Annotated in this window: 4 protein-coding genes and 1 pseudogene; all 5 read right to left on the bottom strand. The window is 60.5% G+C overall.

Going from position 1 to position 3,409, the window contains the following annotated elements; all coding sequences use genetic code 11:
• Positions 1 to 148: pseudogene (locus I5W_RS31750) on the bottom strand (branched-chain amino acid ABC transporter permease); the annotation flags it as partial.
• Positions 149 to 151: 3 nt separating this feature from the next.
• Positions 152 to 1,330, bottom strand: coding sequence for an ABC transporter substrate-binding protein (locus I5W_RS26135; RefSeq protein WP_044531451.1), 1,179 nt, complete (start codon positions 1,328 to 1,330; stop codon positions 152 to 154).
• A 173-nt stretch (positions 1,331 to 1,503) separates the two neighbouring features.
• Positions 1,504 to 1,827: a non-heme iron oxygenase ferredoxin subunit gene (locus I5W_RS26130; RefSeq protein ID WP_044531450.1), complete on the bottom strand. Its 324-nt coding sequence runs from the start codon at positions 1,825 to 1,827 to the stop codon at positions 1,504 to 1,506.
• A 9-nt stretch (positions 1,828 to 1,836) separates the two neighbouring features.
• Positions 1,837 to 2,307, bottom strand: a complete 471-nt coding sequence (locus tag I5W_RS26125) for an aromatic-ring-hydroxylating dioxygenase subunit beta (protein ID WP_044531449.1) — start codon at positions 2,305 to 2,307, stop codon at positions 1,837 to 1,839.
• Positions 2,308 to 3,409: aromatic ring-hydroxylating dioxygenase subunit alpha (locus I5W_RS26120; RefSeq protein WP_148289204.1), on the bottom strand; the 1,102-nt coding region annotated here is incomplete at its 5' end. It lies immediately after the preceding gene.

Below are 3,409 nucleotides of genomic sequence, written 5' to 3'. Positions count from 1 at the left end.
GCCCCAGCATGTACAGCGAACCGTGCGCCAGGTTGACGAAACTCATGATGCCAAACACCAGGGTCAGGCCCGCCGCCAGCAGGAACAGCAGCACCCCGTATTGCACGCCATTGAGCAACTGCGTGGCAATTTGCGTGAAGAGGTCCATGGCTTACATCCTCTTGCACAGGCTGACGTAGGCGTCGGCGTGCTTGTCCAGCGCCACACCTTGCTCCTTGACCAGCACCTGGCCGCCCTGCTTGAGCACCTGGAACATGTAGTAGTTCTGCACCGGCATATTGTTGCGGTTGAAGCTGAACGGTCCTCGCACCGAACGGAACTCGGCCCCGGCCGTCTTGACGGCAGCGGCAAAGGCCTTGCGATCGGCAGTATGGCCATTCACTTTCCTGACCGCCACATCCAGCAGGCGCGCGGCGTCATAGCCGGTGGCGGCGTATTCGCTGGGCACGCGCTTGTACTTGGCCTGGAAGGCCTCGACGAACTGGCGATTTTCCGGACTCTGCAGAGCGGCATCCCACATCGCGCCATAGACGCTGCCCACCGCGGCATCACGCAGCGCGGGCATGGTAGTGCCATCGACGGTGAAGACCGAGAACATCGGCAGCTTGCCCAGCAGGCCAGCTTGGCTGAACTGCTTGACGAAATTGACGCCCATGCCGCCGGGGTAGAAGACAAACACCGCATCGGCCTTGGCGGCCTGCACCTGGGCGATCTCGGCCGAGTAATCGGTCTGGCCGACCTGGGTATAGAGTTCATCGGCCGGCTGCCCCTGGTAGAAGCGCTTGAAGCCGGTCATCATGTCTTTACCGGCCTGGTAGTTGGGCGCCATCAGCACCACTCGCTGGTAGCCCTTGGATTTGACGTATTGGCCCACGGCTTCGGCACTGCCATCGTTCTGCCAGGCCACCGAAAAGACATTGGGCGCACAACCTGCGCCGGCCACCGGCGACGGTCCGGCATTGGTGCCGATGGCCACCACACCGGAATCGACCACGGTCTTCAACCCTGCCATGAAGACGTTGGAAAAGCCCATGCCGACGATGGCATCGACCTTGTCCTTTTCGACGAACTTGCGCACGATCTGCGAACCGATCTCGGGCTTGAGCTGATCGTCTTCCTTGAACAAGGTCACCGGACGCCCACCCAGTTGCCCCTTGGCCTGTTCCAGCGCCAGGTTGAAACCATCGAGCTGGTCCTGCCCGACCACTGCCTGGCTGCCCGTGAGTGGCGCCGAAAAACCGATCTTCAACGGCTCGGCAGCCCCTGCCTGCCCTATGGTCAACGCGGTACAGGCCGTCAGTGCGGCCGCGATATGCTTGCTCAATGCCATGTTGTCTCCTCTGTTGTCTGCATGGTGCGCATGGACGGCACCTGCTGGCAGCAGATGCACGTCCTCTTTTTTTGTTTGGCGCTGCCTGGCTTTTCTGGTGTTGCTGTTTTTCTGGTCTTTCAGATTGCGGGTTTTCTTCTACGGTTTGCTGCGGAAAACCTGGTCAGCCCGAATCAAAGGGCGACAAACACCTTGCCCTCTTCGATACGGATCGGATAGGTACGCACATCCACCGTCAGCGGCGCACACATGGCGCGGCCATCACGGATGTCGAACTTGCCCTGGTGCAGCGGGCATTCGATCTCATGCCCCTCGAGGAAGCCATCGCACAATCGCGCGTGGCCATGGGTGCAGATGTTGTCGGTGGCGTAGAACTGGCCATCGACGCGGTAGAGCGCCAACTCCTTCCCGCCTGCGGCAACACCGATCACTTCATCCTCGGGGATGGCGTCGACGCTGGCTGCCTCGACCCATTGTTCGCTGATCTGTTCAGTCATCATGGTTCCTCATATCGGATAGATCATGGAGTTGGGAATCATCTCGGTATCGTAGATGCACAGCTTGCTGTTGAAGCGCAGACCATCCGGGGTCTGCACCACCTGGTCCAGGTAGCGGCCGGTGTTGAAGACGCTGCTTTCCTGGCTCAGCTTGGTGCGGAAGATGGCGTAGTTGGCTTCCACCTCCAGCATGTCGTTGCTGCGCGCACGCAGCAACGGCAGGCCGGTCACGTTGCGCTGGTAGTAGGGATCGTGGAACAGGGTCTCGCGGATGCCATAGACACGGTCGTGCAACATCCCCTTGCTGAGGAAGGACATGGTCGCCAGCGGGAAACCTCGCTCGTGGTTTTCGCGCGGCTGCACCTTGTAGGTACAGGTGTCGGTGAAGAAGTCCGGCCATTCTTCCCAGCGACCGCTGCTGACCACTTCGGCGTAGCGAGCATAGAGCTGGCACAGTTCGAGGTACAGGGTGGCATCCATTCAAATCTCCATGATCTTGCGCCAGTAGGCATACATGCCGCGAATGAGCGTCTCGGTGACCATGTGCTCGGTGTCGTGGCAGTCGCGGCCATCCAGTTCGGCCAGGGTGCGATGCACCGGCTTCTGCTCGAAGCCCGCTTGCGAAAACTCGATCACCTCGCCATCGTCGGCCGACACGAATCCAGCCGGGCCGAACAGGTTGGCCTGGATCAGGCGGCGCTCGGTCATCTCCGGGCTGTCGTCCGCGAAACCGAAATGGGTCCAGACGAAATCGAAGGAGCCGGTGCCATTGGGCTGGATGTGACGGGTGGAGACACTATTGACCTGCTGCTGGAAGATCACGCTGGGGAACACCGTCATCATCACCGCCGTGGGGCCCTTCCACCAGTCTTCCTGGACGATATCGAGCAATCGCTTGTCATGGACCTGCATCCCTTCCTTGAAACTGGACACGCCGGCGGTGACCTCGCTCTTGACGCCGCCGGTGCCACGCGTAGAGATCATGGCGGCATGGCGAAAATGTTCATCCATGCGCAGTTGCGACTTGTTGTCGGCACGCCAGAGGCCATAGGTGACGAACCAGGTGTGCAACAGGCCGGGATGATAGGGATCCTTGATGTTCTCCTGCATCAGCTTCCAGTTGCCGGGGATGCGCTGGCGGTTATACCCCAATATCTTGAGCTGGCGGCCATTGAAGAGACGATCGAAGTATTCCAGCATCTGCGGTCCGAGGAATTGCTCCAGCGGTTCCACTTCCTGATCGAAGGAGGCGAACACCACCCCACCGCGGCGCGCCACCTTGAGCTTGGTCAAGCCATGCTCCTCGACCTTGAAGTCGGCCGGCATCCCGCCATTGACCTTGCCATCCTGCTTGACGCCACGGCGGAAGGGCACGCCCTGCAGATCGCCGTTGAGACGATAATTCCACTGGTGATAGGGGCAGACCAGTTCCTTGCGATTGCCGTGGCGCTCCCGGCAAAACTGCATCCCGCGATGGGCGCAGACGTTTTCCACCACGTGGATCTCACCCTCGGCGTCGCGTGTCATGATGACCGAACGTTCGCCCACCACGGTGCGCTGAAGTCGCCATGTGCGGGATTCG

Origin of the sequence: Herbaspirillum sp. B65, assembly GCF_000333555.1 — a bacterium.
GTDB lineage: Bacteria > Pseudomonadota > Gammaproteobacteria > Burkholderiales > Burkholderiaceae_D > Herbaspirillum > Herbaspirillum rubrisubalbicans.
Note: the sequence above shows the minus strand (reverse complement) of the source record. Positions and strands in the feature narration are given on the sequence as shown.